This is a genomic window from Streptomyces sp. CA-278952, from assembly GCF_028747205.1.
Lineage (GTDB): Bacteria > Actinomycetota > Actinomycetes > Streptomycetales > Streptomycetaceae > Streptomyces.
Genome location: NZ_CP112880.1, coordinates 1,691,502 through 1,711,300, shown reverse-complemented (window position 1 = coordinate 1,711,300; position 19,799 = coordinate 1,691,502). Strand labels below are relative to the sequence as shown.

Sequence of the window (19,799 nt, the reverse complement as noted above, 5' to 3'; positions counted from 1 at the left end):
CGATCGAAGGGACGTACATGCCCATGGGTCACACGGCCACCGCACAGGCCGGCTCCGGCGGCTTGACAGCGACCGAGCACCGCCTGGCCAACGGCCTGCGCGTGGTGCTCTCCGAGGACCATCTGACCCCGGTCGCCGCGGTCTGCCTCTGGTACGACGTCGGCTCGCGCCACGAGGTCAAGGGACGCACCGGTCTGGCTCACCTCTTCGAGCACCTGATGTTCCAGGGCTCGGGCCAGGTCAAGGGGAACGGTCACTTCGAGCTCGTCCAGGGGGCCGGCGGCTCGCTCAACGGGACGACCAGCTTCGAGCGGACCAACTACTTCGAGACCATGCCCACCCACCAGGTGGAGCTGGCGCTCTGGCTGGAAGCCGACCGGATGGGCTCCCTCCTCGCCGCGCTCGACGAGGAGTCCATGGAGAACCAGCGCGACGTCGTCAAGAACGAGCGCCGCCAGCGTTATGACAACGTGCCCTACGGCACCGCGTTCGAGAAGCTGACCGCCCTCTCGTATCCCGAGGGCCACCCGTACCACCACACGCCGATCGGCTCCATGGCCGACCTGGACGCGGCCACGCTGGAGGACGCCCGCGCGTTCTTCCGTACGTACTACGCGCCCAACAACGCGGTGATCTCGGTGGTCGGCGACATCGATCCCGAGCAGACCCTCGCCTGGATCGAGAAGTACTTCGGCTCCATCCCCTCCCACGACGGCAAGCAGCCGCCGCGCGACGGGACGCTGCCCGGGATCATCGGCGAGCAGCTGCGCGAAGTGGTCCACGAGGAGGTTCCGGCGCGCGCCCTGATGGCCGCCTACCGCCTCCCCCACGACGGCACCCGCGCCTGTGACGCCGCCGACCTGGCGCTCACCGTGCTGGGCGGCGGCGAGTCCTCCCGGCTGCACAACCGTCTGGTCCGGCGCGACCGTACGGCGGTGGCGGCCGGTTTCGGACTGCTGCGGCTCGCCGGAGCACCCTCGCTCGGCTGGCTGGACGTGAAGACGTCCGGCGGCGTCGAGGTGGAGACGATCGAGGCCGCCGTCGACGAGGAGCTGGCCCGGTTCGCCGCCGAGGGGCCCACCCCCGAGGAAATGGAGCGGGCCCAGGCGCAGTTGGAGCGCGAGTGGCTCGACCGGCTCGGCACGGTCGCCGGCCGCGCCGACGAACTGTGCCGCTACGCGGTCCTGTTCGGTGACCCGCAGCTCGCCCTGAGCGCCGTGGGCCGCGTCCTGGACGTCACCGCGGAGGAGGTGCGCGCGGCGGCCGAGGCGGCCCTGCGGCCCGACAACCGGGCGGTGCTGGTGTACGAGCCCGTCGAGCCGACCGACGAGGCCGACGGGTCCGACGAGGGCACGGCAGCCACCGAGGGCACCGACGCGCACGAGGGGGCGGACAAGTGAGCGACGCCGCCGTGACTGGAGTAGCCATGGAGTACCACCCGCAGCCCACGCCCGGCACGGCCCGCCCCTGGGCCTTCCCGGCGCCCGAGCGCGGCGCCCTGCCCAACGGGCTGACCGTGCTGCGCTGCCACCGCCCCGGCCAGCAGGTCGTCGCGGTGGAGATCTTCCTGGACGCGCCGCTGGAGGCCGAGCCCGAGGGCCTGGACGGCGTGGCCACGATCATGTCGCGGGCGCTCTCGGAGGGCACCGACAAGCACAGCGCCGAGGAGTTCGCCGCCGAGCTGGAGCGCTGCGGCGCCACGCTCGACGCGCACGCCGACCACCCCGGCGTCCGGGTCTCCCTGGAGGTCCCGGTCTCCCGGCTGGCCAAGGCCCTCGGCCTGGTCGCCGAGGCGCTGCGGGCCCCGGCCTTCGACGGGAGCGAGATCGAGCGCCTCGTCGGCAACCGCCTCGACGAGATCCCGCACGAGCATGCCAACCCCTCCCGGCGCGCCGCCAAGCAGCTCTCCAAGGAGCTGTTCCCGGCCACCGCCCGGATGTCCCGCCCGCGCCTGGGCACCGAGGAGACGGTCCGGCGGATCGACGAGGGGGCCGTGCGCGCCTTCTTCGACGCCCACGTCCGGCCGTCCACCGCGACGGCCGTGATCGTCGGCGACCTGACCGGTATCGACCTGGACGCGCTGCTGGCGGAGACCCTCGGAGACTGGTCGGGCAACGCCGGCCAGGCCCGCCCGGTGCCGCCCATCACCGCGAACGACACCGGCCGCGTCGTGATCGTGGACCGCCCCGGCGCGGTCCAGACCCAGCTGCTGATCGGCCGCATCGGCGCCGACCGGCACGAGCGCGTGTGGCCCGCCCAGGTGCTCGGTACGTACTGCCTGGGCGGCACCCTGACCTCCCGGCTGGACCGGGTGCTGCGCGAGGAGAAGGGCTACACCTACGGAGTGCGGGCCTTCGCCCAGGTGCTGCGCTCCAGCGGCCCCGACTCGGGCGGCGCGGCCATGCTCGCGATCAGCGGCTCGGTGGACACGGAGTCCACCGGGCCGGCGCTGGACGACCTCTGGAAGGTCCTGCGGACGCTGGCCGCCGAGGGGCTGACCGACGCCGAGCGCGAGACGGCCGTGCAGAACCTGGTGGGCGTCGCCCCGCTGAAGTTCGAGACCGCCGCCTCCGTCGCGAGCACGCTGGCCGACCAGGTCGAGCAGCACCTCCCCGACGACTACCAGGCCCACCTCTACGCCCGGCTCGCCGAGACGGGCACCGTGGAGGCGACCGCCGCCGTGGTCAGCGCCTTCCCGGTCGACCGGCTGGTCACGGTCCTCGTGGGGGACGCCGCCCGGATCGAGGAGCCCGTGAAGGCCCTCGGCATCGGAGAGGTGTCCGTCGTCACCGGCTGACGTACGGGTGGCACACCGTCGCCAACAGGACCCCGACGAACGCACGTTCGTCGGGGTCCTCACTTTCTGGCCGATTAATCCATTTCATCCCTTTTGGGGAAGAAGTTACCTGTCTGCCCTGTGGGATGTGCGACAAATCCCCTTGTCCGTTTGGTGATGGGAAGTCGCCCCGCCTAGCGTCGGCTCGGCTGTCCGCCACCCGTATGCCGCAGCCGCGGCGCCGGGCAGTCATCGCCGAGTCCCCGTCAGGCGCGAGCCTGGGGAGCCGGGGACCCACGCAGTCCCTGGGGTGAATCGGAGGCCCGTGCCGCGAACCCGGCGCGGGGATCCGTAGGAGACCTTCCTGCTCCGAACCCGTCAGCTAACCCGGTAGGCGAGAAGGAAGGAAAGGATCAGCCCCTCCATGGCGTTCACCCGTGCCACCGGGAAGCACCGTGCCCCGAGCCGCCTCACGCGCCGGAGCGCCCAGGCCGTCGGCATCGCGGCTCTGGCCACCACCGGAGTCCTCGGCTCGCTGGCCTCCCCGGCCCTCGCCGCGGACACCGAGGCCGCCCAGGTCGCCGACACCGGCCTCACCCAGGCCGTCGCCCTCGACGCCACTCTCGCCGAGCAGATAGACGCGCAGGCCCACGCCCAGAAGCAGCAGGCCGACGCCATCGCGAAGGCGAAGGCCAAGGCCGCCGCGGAGGCCCGCGAGAAGGCCGAAAGGGCCAAGGCGAAGGCGGAGGCCGAGCGCAAGGCCGAGGCCCGCGCCAAGGAGGTCCGCGAGGAGAAGGCCCGTGCCGCCCGCGCCGCCGAGCGCGCCCGCCTGAACGCCTTCCACCTCCCGGTCGCCGGCTCCCACGTCACCACCGGCTACAACGCCGGCGGTTCGCTCTGGTCCTCCGGCAGCCACTCCGGCGTGGACTTCCAGGCCGCCTCCGGCAGCTCCGTCGTCGCCGTCGGCGCCGGCACGGTCGTCGAGGCCGGCTGGGGCGGCGCGTACGGCAACAACATCGTGCTCCGGATGACGGACGGGACGTACACCCAGTACGGCCACCTCTCCTCGATCGGGGTCTCCGTCGGCCAGAGCGTCTCCTCCGGCCAGCAGATCGGCCTCTCCGGCTCCACCGGCAACTCGACCGGCCCGCACCTGCACTTCGAGGCCCGGACCAGCCCCGACTACGGCTCCGACATGGACCCCGTCGGCTACCTGCGCTCCCACGGACTGAACGTCTGACCCGCCCGCGCGACCCCGTCCGAAGGCCCCGGCACCCGCCGGGGCCTTCGGCGATTCCGGCCCGAAGATATCCATGGATTCCGGCCTGCCATCGGAAATTCCGATGGATTGCAATAGAGTCACGGAACAGACGTCGGGCGGCCGCGTTTCGCGGGGATCAAGGCGGAGGTTCGGACATGCGCATTCCCGCGCATTCGGTATGCACGGCAATCCGCGACGACATCGTCTCCGGTGTCCACGAGCGCGGCAGCCGCCTCACCGAGGAGCTGCTGGCCCGCCGCTACGGGGTCTCCCGCGTCCCGGTCCGCGAGGCCCTGCGGACTCTGGAGTCCGAGGGCTTCGTCGTCACCCGCAGACATGCGGGCGCCTGCGTCGCCGAGCCCACCGCGCAGGAGGCGGCCGATCTCCTGGAGGTGCGGATGCTTCTGGAGCCACTGGGCGCGGCCCGCGCCGCGCAGCGCCGCACGGAAGCCCACCTGAAAGTGCTCCGGGGCCTGGTCAGGCTGGGCCAGGAGCGGGCCCGCCGGGGCGAGGGCGAGGATCTGCGCTCGCTGGCCGGCTGGTTCCACGAGACCCTCGCCCAGGCCTCCGGCAGCCCCGGACTCATCGCCCTGCTCACCCAGCTCCGCCACAAGATCGCCTGGATGTACGCGGTCGAGCAGCCGGCCCGCCCGGTCGACTCCTGGGCCGAGCGCGGCGCGATACTGGACGCGGTGGCGCGCGGCGACGCGGAGCGGGCGAGGGCGCTGACCGCCCAGTACGCGGAGCGCGCCATCGGGGCCCACCGGCTGCGCCGCCCGCAGTCGCCGGGGCGGCGCACCGCGCCCGTTCCCCGCGTGAGCACTTCGCAACATGACGTCAACATCGCGGGCGTCCGCCATTAACAGAAGAGCCGTATACAGAGAGAAGTAATTGCGGGGCGTTGTTTGCGCTGCCCGAATTATTCCCGAATTGTCGATGCACGGCCCTTTCCCGAAAGTGAAAGAGCCGTGATCCCTCGAAGGGGTCACGGCTCTCGCACCTGTCGAATCCGGCCGGGCCGGGTCGCGTGGGTCAGACGGTCTCGGGAAGTTCTTCCAGGCCCTCGGCGACCAGCTTCGCGAGCCGGTCCAGAGCCGCCTCGGCGTCGTCCGCGTCGGACGCGAGCACGATCTCCTCGCCGCCCTGCGCGCCCAGACCGAGCACGGCGAGCATGGAGGCGGCGTTCACCGGGTTGCCGTCGGACTTGGCGATCGTCACGGGGACGCCGGAAGCCGTGGCGGCACGGACGAAGATGGAAGCGGGGCGGGCGTGCAGGCCCTCGGCCCAACCGACGTTTACGCGGCGCTCAGCCATGGTTCTGCCCTTCACATATCAACGGTTGTCTAGACCAGTCTCTCATGCAGTGCGTGGTGCTGTGCCCGGCCTCCTGTCCGGATCCTGTGCTCCGGCGGCCCCGGTCCGGCCCCCTCAGACTGCCCGGGCGCCGATCTCTCCGCGACCGGGGTCCCCGCCGTAGGCTTTGCCCATGGAGCCCACGCCGGAGCAGAGTCCGCATCACGCGTACCCCGACCACTGGGAAGCGGACGTGGTGCTCCGCGACGGGGGCACCGCGCGCATCAGACCGATCACCACGGACGACGCCGAGCGACTGGTCAGCTTCTACGAGCAGGTGTCCGACGAGTCGAAGTACTACCGGTTCTTCGCCCCGTATCCGCGCCTATCCGACCGGGACGTGCACCGCTTCACCCATCACGACTACGTCGACCGGGTGGGACTGGCCGTCACGATCGGCGGCGAGTTCATCGGAACGGTCCGCTACGACCGCATCAACGACCAGGGCCGCCCCGCCTCCGCCCCCGCCGACGAGGCCGAGGTCGCCTTCCTCGTCCAGGACGCCCACCAGGGCCGGGGCGTCGCCTCGGCGCTGCTCGAACACATCGCCGCCGTCGCCCGGGAGCGCTCCATCCGCCGCTTCGCCGCCGAGGTGCTCCCCGCCAACAACAAGATGATCAAGGTGTTCCGGGACGGCGGCTACACCCAGCGCCGCAGCTTCGAGGACGGCTCCGTCCACCTCACCCTCGACCTCGAGCCCACCGAGAAGTCCCTCGCCGTCCAGCGCGGCCGCGAGCAGCGCGCAGAGGCCCGCTCGGTGCAGCGTCTGCTCGCCCCCGGCTCCGTCGCGGTCATCGGCACCGGCCGCACCCCCGGCGGGGTGGGCCGCACCGTCCTGCGCAACCTCCTCGCCGCCGGCTACACCGGCCGTAGTTACGCGGTGAACCGCGCCTTCGACGAGGGCCTGACCACCCTCGACGACGTCCCCGCCCACCGCTCGCTCGGCGAGATCGACGAGCGGATCGACCTCGCGGTCATCGCCGTCCCCGCCCACCGGGTCCCCGAGGCCGTCGCCGACTGCGGGGAGCACGGAGTCCAGGGGCTGGTCGTCCTCTCCGCCGGATACGCCGAGCGGGGCGCCGAGGGCCGTGAACTCCAGCGCGAGCTGGTCCGCCAGGCCCGCTCGTACGGCATGCGGATCATCGGCCCGAACGCCTTCGGCATCATCAACACCGCCGAGTCCGTCCGGCTGAACGCCTCGCTCGCCCCCGAGTCGCCCGCCCGCGGCCGGATCGGCCTGTTCACCCAGTCCGGCGCGATCGGCATCGCCCTGCTCTCCGGCCTCCACCGGCGCGGCGCGGGCCTGTCCTCGTTCATCTCGGCGGGCAACCGGGCCGACGTCTCCGGCAACGACTTCCTCCAGTACTCCTTCGAGGACCCGGACACCGACGTCGCCCTGCTCTACCTCGAATCGCTCGGCAACCCCCGCAAGTTCACCCGCCTCGCCCGCCGCACCGCCGCCGTGAAGCCCGTCGTCGTGGTCAAGGGGGCCCGGCACAGCGGTTCCACCCCGCCCGGCCACGCCGTCCCGGTCAGCCGCATCCCCGACGCCACGGTCTCCGCGCTGATGCGCCAGGCCGGCGTCATCCGGGTCGACACGGTGACCGAGATGGTCGACGCCGGACTCCTGCTGGCGGGCCAGCCGCTCCCGGCCGGACCCCGGGTCGCCATCCTCGGCAACTCCGAGTCCCTCGGCCTGTTGACGTACGACGCCTGCCTGGCCGAGGGGCTGCGCCCACGCCCGCCGATCGACCTCACCACCGCCGCCTCCCCGCAGGATTTCCGGGACGCGCTGGCCGAGGCGCTGGCGGACGGGACCTGCGACGCCGTGATCGTCACCGCCATCCCGTGGGTGGGGGAGAACGGAGAGGCCGAGACCGGTGACGGACAGGTGCTGGCCACCGCCCTCCACAAGGCCGTGGCCGGAGGCGCGGCCAAGCCGGTGGCCGTCGTCCACGTCGAGATCGGCGGCCTCGCCGAGGCGCTGGCCGCCGCGTCGAGCACCGCCGCGCCAGGCCCCCGCACGGTGACGCCCGCCGCCGACCGGAGCCGGACGGCCACCTCCTCCTCGACCACCCCCGCCCCGAGCACGGGCCCGGGCGCGCCCGCCGCCCCGCAGGCAAGCCCCGCCCCGGCCACCCCCGGCCCCCCGGAAGCGAACCCCACCCCCGGCCCCCCGGACGGGAGCCCCGCCCCGGAGACCGCCACGGGCCACGGCCCCGGCCGCATCCCCGCCTACCCCGCCGCCGAACGCGCCGTGCGGGCCCTCGCCGAGGCCGTGAAGTACGCCCAGTGGCGGCGCCAGGCGGCCGTGCCCGGCAAGATCCCCGAGTTCCTCGACGACACCATCGACGAGCCCGGGGCCGCCGCCCTGATCGAGGCGCAGCTCGCCACCGCCCCCGACCCGCGCGGCCGCCCGCTCACCCACGACGAGGCCCGCGAACTGCTCGGCCGCTACGGCATCGCCGTCCGCCCCACCCTGCCCGCCCCGGACCCCGGGGCGGCAGTCGCCGCGGCGGCCCGGCTCGGCTACCCGGTCGCCCTCAAGACCACCGCGCCCCACCTGCGCCACCGCGCCGACCTCGGCGGGGTCCGCCTCGACGTCGCCGACGAGGAGGCGCTGCGCCGGGCGTACGGAGAGCTGAACGATCTCCTCGGCAAGCCCGCCGAACTGCTCCCCGTCGTCCAGGCGATGGCCCCGCGCGGCGTGGACACCGTCGTCCGCGCCTCCATCGACGCCGCCGCCGGGGCCGTCCTCTCCTTCGGCCTCGCGGGCGCGCCCTCCGAACTGCTCGGCGACACCGCGCACCGGCTGGTCCCCGCCACCGACCGCGACGCCGCCGAGCTGATCCGGTCCATCAGGGCGGCCCCGGTGCTGTTCGGCTGGCGGGGTTCGGCCCCGGTCGACACGGCCGCGCTCGAAGAGCTGCTGCTGCGGCTGTCCCGGCTGGTCGACGACCACCCCGAGGTGGTCTCCGTCGCCCTCGAACCGGTCGTCGTCGCACCGCACGGACTGACGGTGCTCGGCGCGAGCGTCCGGCTCGCCCCGCCGCCCGCCCGGAGCGACCTCGGCCCCCGCCGCCTTCCGAACTACTGAGACCCACCCCCGTCGCCGGTGGGACCGACCGCCGCCGGCCACCGGGGCGTCCCCGGCAGCCACCGGTCCGCCGTAAGATGGTGCTCATGGCGAAGACCGGTACGACGACCCAGGGGCTGCGCGCGGCGATCGAGCGCAGCGGCTACTACCCGGCCCTCGTGGCCGAGGCGGTGGAGGCCGCCGTCGGCGGGGAACCGGTCGCTTCGTACCTGGTGCACCAGGAGACCACGTTCGACTCCAACGAGGTGCGCCGCCATGCGACGGTCCTCGTCCTGACCGAGCACCGGTTCATCGTCAGCCACACCGACGAGCAGGCCGCGGACACCAGCTCCCCGACGCCGTACGCCACCACCTCCACCGAGTCGGTGAAGGTGGGGCGGATCTCCTCCGTCGTGGTCAGCCGCGTCGTGGCCAACCCGGAGAAGTACGTCCCGGGCACCTTGCCCCGCGAGGTCGTCCTCACCATCGGCTGGGGCGCGGTCTCCCGGATCGACCTGGAACCCGCCGCCTGCGGCGACGCCAACTGCGAGGCCGACCACGGCTACACCGGCAGCTCCACCGCCGACGACCTGAGCCTGCGGGTCAGCGAGGCCGGTGACGGCCCCGACGCCGTGCGCCAGACCCTCGCCTTCGCCCAGTCGCTCTCCGAGGCCACGGCCGCCACCGCGGCGACCGGCCGCTGATGGCCCAGCCCGCCTGGCAGGACCCCGTCCCGCTGCCCCTCGACACCGCGCCCGTGCCCGAGTACGGCAGCGGCTCGCTCGCCGACCTGCTGCCGACACTCGCCGCCGGACAGGAAGTGCCCGGCTTCACGGCCGCGATTCCCGAGCTGACCCCGGCCGACCGCAACTGCGTCTTCCTGATCGACGGCCTCGGCTGGGAGCAGATCAAGGCCCACCCGGACGAGGCCCCCTTCCTGCACTCCCTCCTCCCCACCTCGCGCGGAGGCACCGGCCGCCCCCTCACCGCGGGCTTCCCCTCCACCACCGCCACCTCGCTCGCCTCGGTCGGCACGGGGCTGCCGCCCGGCGAGCACGGCCTGCCCGGCTACACCGCGCGCAACCCGGAGACCGGCGAGCTGATGAACCAGCTCCGCTGGAAGCCGTGGACCGCGCCGAAGGTCTGGCAGCCCTACCCCACGGTCTTCCAGCTCGCCGACGCCGCGGGCGTGCACACCGCGCAGGTCTCCGCGCCGACGTTCGAGCAGACCCCCCTCACCAAGGTCGCGCTCAGCGGCGGCTCCTTCCTCGGCCGGCTCTCCGGCGAGGACCGGATGGACGTCGCCGCCCAGCGCCTGGCCGCCGGCGACCGCTCGCTCGTCTACACGTACTACAGCGAGGTCGACGGCAAGGGCCACCGCTTCGGCACCGACTCGGACGCCTGGCGCGGTCAGCTGATGTACGTCGACGGGCTCGCCCGACGCCTCGCCGAGCAGCTCCCGCCGCGCTCGGCGCTCTACATCACCGCCGACCACGGCATGATCGACATCCCGTTCGACGAGCAGTCCCGGATCGACTTCGACGAGGACTGGGAGCTGCGCGCCGGCGTCGCCCTCCTCGGCGGCGAGGGGCGCGCCCGCCACGTCTACGCGGTGCCGGGCGCCCAGGCCGACGTCCTGGCCGTCTGGCGCGAGGTGCTCGGCGAGCAGTTCTGGGTCGCGAGCCGGGACGAGGCCATCGCGGCCGGCTGGTTCGGGCCGACGGTCGACGAGCGGGTGTACGGCCGGATCGGTGACGTGGTCGCCGCCGCCCACGACGACGTGATCATCACGGCCTCCGTCAACGAGCCGCACGAGTCGGCGATGGCCGGCGTGCACGGCTCCCTGACCCCCGTGGAACAGCTCGTCCCCCTCCTCGAAGTACGCTCGTAACCCTTCCCGCCATGCCCACCCTCCTCCGAAAGGTGCTTGCCCCCTCATGCCCGAGCTGGTGTTCTTCTCCGGAACCATGGACTGCGGAAAGAGCACGCTGGCCCTGCAGATCGGTCACAACCGCTCCGCACGCGGGCTCCAGGGCGTGATCTTCACCCGGGACGACCGCGCGGGGGAGGGCAAGCTCTCCTCCCGGCTCGGCCTGGTGACGGACGCCGTCGAGGCCGAGGAGGGCATGGACCTGTACGCGCACATCGTCGGCCGGGTCAGCCGGGGCGGCCGGGTCGACTACGTGATCGTGGACGAGGCGCAGTTCCTCGCCCCGGAGCAGATCGACCAACTGGCCCGCGTCGTCGACGACCTGGGGCTCGACGTCTTCGCCTTCGGTATCACCACGGACTTCCGCACCAAGCTGTTCCCCGGCTCCCAGCGGCTGATCGAGCTGGCCGACCGGATAGAGGCCCTCCAGGTCGAGGCGCTCTGCTGGTGCGGCGCCCGCGCCACGCACAACGCCCGCACCGTGGACGGGGAGATGGTGGTCGAGGGCGCCCAGGTCGTCGTCGGCGACGTCAACCGGCAGGCGGGCGAGGTCGGTTACGAGGTGCTGTGCCGCCGTCACCACTCCCGCCGCACGACCGCGACCGCGGCCCGCGCGGGCAGCCTCTCCCCGGACGTCCTGCCGGTCGCCTCCGACGCCTGAGCGCCCGCTACCCCTGACCTTCCGCCGACCCGCCCCCGGCGGCGGACCGGATGACCGTGAACACGGCGCCCTCCGGGTCCGCGACCGTGGCCAGCCGGCCGCTCAACCCCTCGCGCGGCGGCTGCAGGACGCGCCCGCCCAGCTCCACCACCCGGGCCGCGGCCCGGTCGGTGTCGGCGACCTCGAAGTACGTCATCCAGTGCGGTCCCCGGTCGCGCGGCAGCGCGTGGCCGACCCCGTGCAGCGCCGCCACCGGAACGTCGTCCAGGTGCAGGGTCTGGTAGTCGAAGTCGGCCGAGACGACCGCTTCCGTCTCGTAGCCGAAGACCGTCTGGTAGAACTTCGCGACCGTCGAGGTCTCCCGGGTCACCAGCTCGTTCCAGACCGGGGTGCCGGGCACGCCGGCCGTCATGGTGCCGATGTGCTCCGAGCCCTGCCAGATGCCGAAGACCGCCCCGCTCGGGTCCGACGCGATGGCGAGCCGCCCCGCCTTGCCCGCGTCCAGCGGTCCGACCCCGACCGTCCCGCCGCAGGAGCGGACGGCCTCCGCGGTGGCGTCGGCGTCGTCCGTGGCGAGGTAGGTGGTCCAGGCGATCGGGAGGTGGCGGTCGGGCGGCAGCTGGCCGATGCCCGCGACCTCCTTCCCGTGGAGCAGCCCGCGGACGTAGGGACCCAGTTGTTCGGGTCCCGGCCGGAACTCCCAGTCGAACAGGGCCCCGTAGAACTCCTGGGTCGTGGTCAGGCCGTGCACGATCAGACTCACCCAGCAAGGTGTTCCGGGCGTGCGCCGGGCGTGGGCCTCGGTCATCGTCTTCTCTCCTCGGACCGTACGGTTGGCCGTGCGGGGGACGGGACGGGTATGCCGTCCCGGGTCGGGAAGCGGTCCGCGTGCCCCGTGCAGATGCTTGCACCCCCCGGCGCGGGAGACGCACCGGCCGCGCCGCGTCGTCCGGGTTCTCGACGAAGGACGGCCGGTTTCCCGCCGGCCGTCCCTTCCGATGCTGTTACGGGCGCCGGTGGTGCTGCGCGAGGATGGCACCCATGAAGCCCATCATTACCGCATCCGAATGCGCGAGCGAGTCGGCCGGGCCGCGACCGCCGGTGCTCCTGGACGTCCGCTGGCAGCTCGGCGGTCCGCACGGCCGTCCCGACTACGAGGCCGGTCACCTGCCCGGCGCGGTCTTCGTCGACCTCGATACGGAACTGGCGGCACCGGCGGGTGACGGCGGCCGCCACCCCCTCCCGGACCCGGAGGCCTTCGGGGCCGTGATGCGCCGGGCCGGAGTCGGCCAGGACACGCCGGTCGTGGTGTACGACGGTGGCCTGGGCTGGGCCGCGGCGCGAGCCTGGTGGCTGCTGCGCTGGACGGGGCACGAGGACGTACGGGTCCTGGACGGTGGCCTCGCCGCCTGGACGGGCGACCTCTCCACCGGAATCCCGCGCCCCGCCGCGGGCGATTTCCGGCCGAAGCCGGGGGCCCTGCCCACACTGGACGTGGAAAGTGCGGCGGCCTTCGCCCGCTCGGGTCTGCTGCTGGACGCGCGCGCGGCGGAGCGCTACCGGGGCGATGTGGAGCCGATCGACCGCGTCGGCGGCCACATTCCCGGGGCCGTCTCCGCGCCGACCACACAGAACGTCGACGAGGACGGGCGCTACCTGCCGGCCGAGCGGCTCGCCGCGCGGTTCGCCGGCCTGGGCGCGGAGGGAAGCCCCGAAGGCGTGGGCGTCTACTGCGGGTCCGGGGTCTCCGGCGCGCACGAGGTGCTGGCCCTGGAGATCGCGGGCTTCACCGGCGTCCTGTACCCCGGCTCCTGGTCCGAGTGGTCCTCGGACTCCTCCCGGCCGGTCGCCACGGGGCCCGAGCCCCAGTAGTCCCGCGGGCCCCGGCCGCGCGGTCGGCCGGGGCCGGGGAGACGGAAAGGGAGCGGGGTCCGTACGCGACCGCGTACGGACCCCGCTCCCACCGGTGGTCATGACCGGTCAGTCCTGCTTCTTGCGCCGGGTGCCGAAGACGATCTCGTCCCAGCTCGGCACCGCGGCCCGGCGGCCCGGCCGGACTCCGTCCGCCTCCGCCTGACGGTCGGTCGTCCCGGTCAGCCGGTCGCGGTGACCGGCCACCGCCCGGGGCATCAGCACATCCGCGTACGCGGACCCGGCGCCTGCCGAGGCGGCCGGCGGCTCGTCCGCCTCGGCCTCCTCCGCCGGTTCGAGCGCGGGCGGCTCGGGCTGGGTGGGCCGCTCGGGGACGACCATGTCGCCCCGGAAGCTCGGCACCGCTTCCAGCAGGCTGGTCAGCGAGTCGCGCTCACCGGCCGAGGCGGTGCTCACGTACTCCTCGGATTCGGCGGCGGCCGGGGCGGGCCGCTCGATCTGCCGGTCGAGGGCCCGGTCCAGCGGTCGGTCGCGGTCGATCTGCCGGTCCAGGCTCCGGTCCAGCGGCCGGTCGCGCGGCAGCCGGGCGATCCGGGGAACGAACGGGAAGCTGGGCTCGGGCGCGGCGACGTCGTCGGTCTCGCCGATCAGCGAGCGCGCCTCGTCGTCCACGGCCTGGACCAGCCGCCTGGGCGGGTCGTACGTCCAGCTCGCCGAGTGCGGCTCACCCGCGACCCGGTAGACGAGCAGGACCTCCCAGGTGCCGTCGTCGCGACGCCACGAGTCCCACTGGACGGTTTCCTTGTCGGCGCCGCGCAGGAGGAGGCGCTCCTGCACCGCCTCGCCGAGTTGAGGGCCGGCGTTCTCGCCGGGACGGCGCACAGGAGTCTTCCGGGCCCGTTCGGCCATGAAGGCGCGCTCCGCGAGCACGGGGCCCTCGAAGCGGCGTACCCGGTCGACGGGGATGCCCGCGAACTGGGCGACCTCCTCCGCGGAGGCGCCGGCCCGTATGCGGGCCTGGATGTCGCGGGGGCGGAGGTGGCTCTCCACCTCGATCTCGATCTGGCCGAGCCGGGCGCGGTCGTTGCGCACGGCGGCGCGCAGCCGCTCATCGATCGGAAGCGTGTACTCCGTGCTGTCCGCAGCCTTGAGCACCAGTCGTGTGCCGTCGTTGGAGACGGCCACGACACGCAGTTCGGGCATGGGAACCTCCCGGGTGGTGCCTGCCGACGTCACGTGCGTCGCTGCTTCCGCTAGTCGAGTGTGACCTGCCCGGATGCAGCCTGCCACAACCTTGCCAAGTTGCCCGGCGTGTCGGGCGCTCGTGCTGGTGCACCACCATGACACGGTTACCCATTGCGACCCAAAGCGACCGATTTGGCCGCTCTGTGCAGCAGGCATCCGTGTGATGCCTTCACGCCGCCGGTTCGAGTGGTGCCGTCGGACCCTCCGGTGGCTGCGGATTCCCACGTCGGAGTCCGCCCCAGGGCTCGTCACAGTACTCCATTCGAGCCATCGGGGTGGACCGGCGCGCCGCCGAACTTCTCGTGGGGCGCGGGAGTTGAGTTACCCAGTTCTCCGTGAAATGCCCCTGACGCGTGTTGTGCTTCACACAATCTCCGGAAACGGAACTATCCACTTCGCTCATTTGTCCCTTCCTGTTGCATGGTGGGAGAGATGTCAAGCAGGGGCTGGTAATGGTTCATACGCCGGAAAGTGACACAGAACGCAGGGAGAGGCGCATAGATCTGAGCCTCCCGCAGGTCGCCGGGAGTGCCGTGGCGGCCGTCGCGGCGGCGGTGCTGGCCTCGCAGTTGGGTGTGTACGGCACGATCGCGGGAGCGGGCGTGATGAGCGTCGTCGCCACCTGCGGCGGCTCGGTCTTCCAGCACTTCTTCCGCCGCACCGGCGAGCAGATCCGCGAGGTGACGGTCCAGGTGACCCACCCGGAGGGCCGCCAGGTGACGGTGCACACCAAGGAGACGACGCCCGCCGGGCACCGGGGCGCCGCCAGGCGGTCCGGGCCGGAGCCGCCCGAGGACGCCACCACGGTGCTGCCCACGGTCGACCCGGGCGCGGTCCCGGAGGTGATCCCGGACGCGGAGAGCACGCGGCCGCTGAAGCCCGTCGACACGGACCGGACCCAGTTGCTGGACCTCGGCGACGCGCGGACCCGGATGCTCCGGGTTCCGCCGGGCCAGGGTCAGGGCCAGGGTCCGAGCGCAGGAGCGGAGGCCGGGGCCGACCGTACGCGGCTGCTTCCGCGGGCCGGCGACGGTACGCAGATGGTTCCCCCGGCCGGAGCGCACCAGGTCGTCCCCGACGACGCGTTCGGCGAGGGCGTCACCCACGGGACCCGGCTGCGCGGCTGGAAGCGCCCCGCGCTCGCGGCCGCCGCGGTCTTCGCCGTCTCCATGGCCGGGATCACCGCGTTCGAGATGATCTCGGGCAACGACCTCAGCGGCGGCCAGGGCACCACCCTCAGCTCCGTCGTGCGCGGCGGCGGCGACGACCGGGACCCCGGACCCGCCGACCCCACGCCCTCCGGGGACACCGGCCGGGACGGGGAGGGGGACGAGCAGCGGCCGACCCCCGACGGTGGCACCGGCTCCGCCCCCGCCACGGACCCGGGCGACGGCACCAGTGAGAGCCCCGACCCCGGCACGGGCACGGGCGGCGAGGACCCGGGCACCGGGTCCACCCCCACGCCGACCCCCTCCGAGACCGGCGGCGGGACCGCGCCCGACCCGGCGCCGCCCACCCCGACGCCCTCCGGCGACATCGGAGGGGGCGCGCCCTCGACCGGCACGGGCGTCGCCCCGGGGCAGGGCGAGCAGGCCCCGCCCGGCGCCGACGCCGAGTGACCCACCGGCGTACCGCGCACAGCACAGCGGCCCCGGCCACCTCCGCAAGGGAGAGGGCCGGGGCCGACGGCGTACGGGAGGCCTCGGGAACTCAGTCGCCGAGCACGCGCCGCAGGTAGTCGTTGCCGAACAGCCGGTCCGGGTCCAGCCGGTCGCGCAGGGCGGTGAACTCGCCGAAGCGCGGGTAGACCCCCGCCAAGTAGGCCGCGTCGCGGGTGTGGATCTTGCCCCAGTGCGGCCGGCCGGCGTGCGCGGTCATGATCCGCTCGACCGCGGTGAAGTACGACCGGTGGGGCGTGCCCTTGTAGAGGTGCACCGCGATGTACGCGCTGTCCCGGCCCGATGCGGTCGACAGGGCCATGTCGTCGGCCGGAGCGGTGCGCACCTCGACCGGGAAGCTGATCTTCAGCGGTGACCGTTCGACCATGGCCTTCAGCTCCCGCAGCGCCGCCACCGCCCGTTCACGCGGAACGGCGTACTCCATCTCCACGAACCGCACGCGGCGCGGGCTGGTGAACACCTTGTACGGGATGTCGGTGTACGTCCGCGCCGACAGCGCCCGGCTGGAGAGCCTGGCTATCGGGGGGATCGTCGCCGGGACCGCGCGGCCGAGCGAACAGGCGACCTGGAAGACCCCGTTGGACAGCAGCTCGTCGTCGATCCAGCTCCTCACCCTCCCGGGCGGGGCGGCCGGTCCGGCGCTGCGGTTGTTGCGCTTGGTGGTGCAGTTCCCGGTGTGCGGGAACCAGTAGAACTCGAAGTGCTCGTTCTCTGCGACCAGGGCATCGAACTCCGCGGTGACCCTATCGAACGTCATCGGCTCCTCACGGGCCGTCAGCAGGAAGATCGGCTCCACGGCGAGGGTGACCGCGGTGATCACCCCGAGGGCGCCGAGCCCGATCCGGGCCGCCGCGAAGATCTCCGGGTTCTCCCGCTCCGAGCAGACCAGGACCGTGCCGTCGGCGGTGACCAGCTCCAGCGCGCGGATCTGCGCCGCTATCGACGCCGAGTCCCGGCCCGTGCCGTGCGTACCGGTGGAGGTCGCCCCGGCGATCGTCTGCTCCATGATGTCGCCCATGTTCGTGAGCGACAGGCCCTCGCGGGCGAGTGCGGTGTTGAGCCGCCTGAGCGGAGTGCCCGCCTCCGCCGTCACGGTCATCGTGGTGCGGTCGATGTCCCGGATCCCGGTCAGCAGGTCCGGGCGTATCAGCACCCCGTCCGTGGCGGCCGCCGCCGTGAAGGAGTGGCCCGCGCCGACCGGCTTCACCCGCAGGCCCTCGGCGCCCGCCCGGCGCAGCACGTCCGCGAGCTCGTCCACGGACGCGGGGGACTCGGTGCGGGCGGGCCGGGCGGTGACGGTGCCCGCCCAGTTACGCCACGCGCTCGTCGTCGTCCGTGCGTAGGTGTCGGTCATCTTCCCCGCGCCCTCCCGTCGCAGCCGGCCCGGCCAGCCGGCGATATCCCAGGACCGCCACCGCCGCCGCGAGCGCTCCCGCCACGACGGGCACCGCGTACCCCGCCTTCGCCCCGGCGGCGTCGACCACCCAGCCGGCGGCCGAGGAGCCGAGCGCCACTCCGACCGCGAGCCCGGTACTGGTCCAGGTCATGCCCTCGGTCAGCTTGGTGCGCGGTACGTGCGCTTCGACGAGGGCCATGGTGGTGACCATCGTCGGTGCGATGGCGAGGCCCGCGACAAAGAGCGCCACGGCCAGCAACGGAAGGTTCCCGGCCAGTAGGAGGGGGATCATACTCACGGCCATCGCGCAGACACCCACCAGCCATCTGGTCCCGGGGTTCCCCTTCACGTGCAGCAGTCCGAACACAGCCCCCGCGAGACACGAGCCGAGCGCGTAGACGGCCAGTACCAGCGAGGCCGCGGCCTTGTGGCCGCGCTCCTCGGCGAAGGCCACGGTCACCACGTCCACGCCCCCGAAGATCGCGCCCGTCGCCACGAAGGTGGCCACCAGGACCTGGAGTCCCCGCGAGCGCAGCGCCGAGCCCCCGGTCTGCTGTGACTTCGGGTGCGGCACCGGCTCGGTCGCCCGCTGCGCGGTCAGCCAGAAGACGCCGACCAGCAGGAAGGCGGCGGCGATCAGCGGCCCCGCCTCCGGGAACCAGGCGGTGGAGAGACCGATGGAGATGATCGGGCCGAAGATGAAGCACACCTCGTCGACAATCGACTCCCACGCGTACGCGGTGTGCAGATCCCGGCTGGAGCCCCGGTAGATCTCCGCCCAGCGGGAGCGGACCATCGACCCCACGCTCGGCACGCAGCCCGCGCCCACCGAGAAGACGAACAGCGTCCACTCCGGCGCCCCCTGCTGGGCGCAGATCAACAGGCCCGCCACCGCCGCCACCGCGACCAGCGTGACCGGGCGGAGCACCCGGCGCTGCCCGTAGCGGTCGACCAGCCGGGAGACCTGGGGGCCGCAGACCGCCGCCGACATCGCCAGGGTCGCGGAGAGCGCCCCGGCCAGCCCGTAGCCGCCGGTGAGCTGGGAGATCATCGTCACGACGCCGATGCCCATCATGGACAAGGGCATCCGGCCGAAGAAGCCTGCGGCGGAGAATTCCCTCGAACCGGGGGCGGAGAAGATGGCGCGGTAGGGGCTGGGCAAGGGGAACTCCGGTCGTGCCTGTCAGGCGTATAGCTGGCCGATACAGCTTACGGCCGGGCGGGACGTCCCGGACACCGGATTCCGGGCGGCGGCCCGGGGGAGCGGCGCACCTGCCCGGCCGCCGGGATACCCGGCCTTCCCGGTCTTTCCGGTCTTTCCGACGGGGTGTCGGATGTCGCTTGCCGCCCTGTCGGAGGCGAGTGGCAGGATCGATGCCATGTCCGATCTGCGCGATCCCGCTCCCTACGACGCCCTGCTGCTGCTCTCCTTCGGCGGCCCCGAGGGCCCGGACGACGTGGTCCCGTTCCTGGCGAACGTGACCCGCGGCCGCGGCATCCCCGAGGAACGCCTCAAGGAGGTCGGCCAGCACTACTTCCTGTTCGGGGGGGTCAGCCCGATCAACGCGCAGAACCGCGCCCTGCTCGACGCGCTGCGCGAGGACTTCGCCGAGCACGGCCTGGAGCTCCCGGTCTACTGGGGCAACCGCAACTGGGCCCCGTATCTGACCGACGTCCTGCGGGAGATGACCGCCGACGGGCACCGCCGGATCGCCGTCCTCGCCACCAGCGCCTACGCCTCCTACTCCGGCTGCCGCCAGTACCGCGAGAACCTCGCCGAGTCGCTGGCCGCCCTGGAGGCCGAGGGGCTGCCCGTGCCCCGGGTCGACAAGCTGCGGCACTACTTCAACCACCCCGGCTTCGTGACGCCCATGGCGGACGGCGTCCTCGCCTCGCTCGCCGACCTCCCCGAGGACGTCCGCGCGGGCGCGCACATCGCGTTCACCACCCACTCCATCCCGACCTCCGCCGCCGACGCCTCGGGCCCGGCCGAGGCGCACGGCGAGGGCGGCGCGTACGTCGCCGAGCACCTCGACGTGGCCCGGCTGATCATCGAGGCGGTGCGCGAGGAGACCGGGATCGCGTACCCGTGGCAGCTCGTCTACCAGTCCCGCAGCGGCGCCCCGCACATCCCGTGGCTGGAGCCCGACATCTGCGACCACCTGGAGAGCCTGGGCGCCGAGGGCGTCCCCGCGGTCGTGATGGCGCCCATCGGCTTCGTCTCCGACCACATGGAGGTCCTGTACGACCTCGACACCGAGGCCACCGCGAAGGCCGCCGAGATCGGCCTGCCGGTCCGCCGGTCCGCCACGGTGGGCGACGACCCGCGCTTCGCCGCCGCCGTACGGGACCTGGTCCTGGAGCGCGCAGCGACCGAGCGCGGCCGGGCGGTGGAGCGCTGCGCGCTGGGGTCCCTGGGGCCCTCCCACGACCTCTGCCCGGTCGGCTGCTGCCCCGCGAGGACCCCGAAACCCGCCGCCGCCGGGGCCGACAGCCCGTACGCGTAGCCCGTAGCACCGCCTGCCCCTACGCACCGAACCCTTGGGAGCG

General features: G+C 73.3%; 16 protein-coding genes and 1 riboswitch. Of the genes, 11 read left to right on the top strand and 5 right to left on the bottom strand.

Annotated elements, in window-relative coordinates:
• Positions 1-17 precede the first annotated feature (17 nt).
• From N7925_RS07405 to N7925_RS07390, 4 genes are all read left to right on the top strand, one after another.
• Positions 18-1,400, top strand: coding sequence for a M16 family metallopeptidase (locus tag N7925_RS07405; RefSeq protein WP_274343412.1), 1,383 nt, complete (start codon positions 18-20; stop codon positions 1,398-1,400).
• A gap of 26 nt (positions 1,401-1,426) precedes the next feature.
• Positions 1,427-2,797 carry a M16 family metallopeptidase gene (locus N7925_RS07400; protein WP_265598906.1) on the top strand — a complete coding sequence of 457 codons (1,371 nt, stop codon included), beginning with the start codon at positions 1,427-1,429 and terminating at the stop codon, positions 2,795-2,797.
• Positions 2,798-3,019: 222 nt separating this feature from the next.
• Positions 3,020-3,187, top strand: a riboswitch (cyclic di-AMP (ydaO/yuaA leader).
• A 13-nt stretch (positions 3,188-3,200) separates the two neighbouring features.
• Positions 3,201-4,016 (top strand): M23 family metallopeptidase, encoded by an 816-nt coding sequence (locus tag N7925_RS07395; protein ID WP_274343411.1) that lies wholly within the window; start codon positions 3,201-3,203, stop codon positions 4,014-4,016.
• Between the two features lie 176 nt (positions 4,017-4,192).
• Positions 4,193-4,900: a GntR family transcriptional regulator gene (locus tag N7925_RS07390; RefSeq protein WP_274343410.1), complete on the top strand. Its 708-nt coding sequence runs from the start codon at positions 4,193-4,195 to the stop codon at positions 4,898-4,900.
• A 169-nt stretch (positions 4,901-5,069) separates the two neighbouring features.
• Here the strand turns inward: N7925_RS07390 and N7925_RS07385 are convergent, their stop codons facing one another.
• Positions 5,070-5,351 carry an HPr family phosphocarrier protein gene (locus tag N7925_RS07385; RefSeq protein ID WP_018957072.1) on the bottom strand — a complete coding sequence of 94 codons (282 nt, stop codon included), beginning with the start codon at positions 5,349-5,351 and terminating at the stop codon, positions 5,070-5,072.
• A gap of 172 nt (positions 5,352-5,523) precedes the next feature.
• Between N7925_RS07385 and N7925_RS07380 the strand changes: the two genes are divergently transcribed.
• The 4 genes from N7925_RS07380 to N7925_RS07365 all read left to right on the top strand — a co-directional run bounded on the left by N7925_RS07380 (position 5,524) and on the right by N7925_RS07365 (position 11,057).
• Entirely contained in the window at positions 5,524-8,487 is a 2,964-nt protein-coding gene (locus N7925_RS07380) for a bifunctional acetate--CoA ligase family protein/GNAT family N-acetyltransferase (protein ID WP_274343409.1), read from the top strand.
• Between the two features lie 86 nt (positions 8,488-8,573).
• On the top strand, positions 8,574-9,170 hold the full coding sequence (locus N7925_RS07375; protein ID WP_265598903.1) for a DUF5998 family protein: 597 nt from the start codon (positions 8,574-8,576) through the stop codon (positions 9,168-9,170).
• On the top strand, positions 9,170-10,357 hold the full coding sequence (locus N7925_RS07370) for an alkaline phosphatase family protein (protein WP_018957069.1): 1,188 nt from the start codon (positions 9,170-9,172) through the stop codon (positions 10,355-10,357). Before N7925_RS07375 ends, N7925_RS07370 begins: the two co-directional genes overlap by 1 nt.
• 46 nt (positions 10,358-10,403) lie before the next feature.
• Positions 10,404-11,057 (top strand): thymidine kinase, encoded by a 654-nt coding sequence (locus tag N7925_RS07365; protein WP_265598902.1) that lies wholly within the window; start codon positions 10,404-10,406, stop codon positions 11,055-11,057.
• Between the two features lie 7 nt (positions 11,058-11,064).
• On the opposite strand, the gene N7925_RS07360 is transcribed toward N7925_RS07365, so the two are convergent.
• Positions 11,065-11,865, bottom strand: a complete 801-nt coding sequence (locus tag N7925_RS07360) for a VOC family protein (RefSeq protein ID WP_265598901.1) — start codon at positions 11,863-11,865, stop codon at positions 11,065-11,067.
• Between the two features lie 233 nt (positions 11,866-12,098).
• Here N7925_RS07360 and N7925_RS07355 point away from each other — a divergent pair, with 233 nt between their 5' ends.
• Complete coding sequence (locus N7925_RS07355) at positions 12,099-12,929, top strand: sulfurtransferase (protein ID WP_274343408.1); 831 nt, start codon at positions 12,099-12,101, stop codon at positions 12,927-12,929.
• Between the two features lie 108 nt (positions 12,930-13,037).
• Here N7925_RS07355 and sepH read toward each other — a convergent pair whose 3' ends face one another.
• Positions 13,038-14,132, bottom strand: coding sequence for a septation protein SepH (gene sepH, locus N7925_RS07350; RefSeq protein WP_265598899.1), 1,095 nt, complete (start codon positions 14,130-14,132; stop codon positions 13,038-13,040).
• A gap of 575 nt (positions 14,133-14,707) precedes the next feature.
• Here sepH and N7925_RS07345 point away from each other — a divergent pair.
• Positions 14,708-15,793, top strand: coding sequence for a hypothetical protein (locus tag N7925_RS07345; RefSeq protein ID WP_265598898.1), 1,086 nt, complete (start codon positions 14,708-14,710; stop codon positions 15,791-15,793).
• A 91-nt stretch (positions 15,794-15,884) separates the two neighbouring features.
• Here the strand turns inward: N7925_RS07345 and N7925_RS07340 are convergent, their stop codons facing one another.
• Both N7925_RS07340 and N7925_RS07335 read right to left on the bottom strand, forming a co-directional pair.
• A complete protein-coding gene (locus tag N7925_RS07340) occupies positions 15,885-17,207 on the bottom strand; it encodes a D-arabinono-1,4-lactone oxidase (RefSeq protein ID WP_274343407.1) in 1,323 nt (440 codons plus the stop codon).
• Positions 17,164-18,411, bottom strand: coding sequence for an MFS transporter (locus N7925_RS07335; RefSeq protein WP_274343406.1), 1,248 nt, complete (start codon positions 18,409-18,411; stop codon positions 17,164-17,166). The genes N7925_RS07340 and N7925_RS07335 overlap by 44 nt, the downstream gene beginning before the upstream one ends.
• Positions 18,412-18,628: 217 nt before the next feature.
• Between N7925_RS07335 and N7925_RS07330 the strand changes: the two genes are divergently transcribed.
• Entirely contained in the window at positions 18,629-19,756 is a 1,128-nt protein-coding gene (locus N7925_RS07330) for a ferrochelatase (RefSeq protein ID WP_265598895.1), read from the top strand.
• Positions 19,757-19,799: the final 43 nt, after the last annotated feature.